Origin of the sequence: Ruminococcus sp. N15.MGS-57 (assembly GCF_000980385.1) — a bacterium.
Taxonomy (GTDB): domain Bacteria; phylum Bacillota; class Clostridia; order Oscillospirales; family Ruminococcaceae; genus Hominimerdicola; species Hominimerdicola aceti.
On sequence record NZ_LARF01000168.1, the window covers coordinates 1 to 247 of the forward strand.

General features: G+C 50.6%; 1 rRNA gene. It reads right to left on the minus strand.

Annotated elements, in window-relative coordinates:
* Positions 1–195 precede the first annotated feature (195 nt).
* Positions 196–247, minus strand: a 16S ribosomal RNA gene (locus WS40_RS11135); the annotation flags it as partial.

Sequence of the window (247 nt, forward strand, 5' to 3'; positions counted from 1 at the left end):
AACCCTTGACCCCCTGCTTGCAAAGCAGGTGCTCTCCCAACTGAGCTATACCCCCACGCCATCGCGATCGGGTGTCGCTTCTTCGTCTTACCTGAGGTTCCTTTTGCAAGGCCCTCAAAATTGAACAATAACTGAAACTTACTTTAACCTGTCCGAAACATCTAGACCTGCTAGATCTTTCGTCTGACTCCCTAGAAAGGAGGTGATCCAGCCGCACCTTCCGATACGGCTACCTTGTTACGACTTC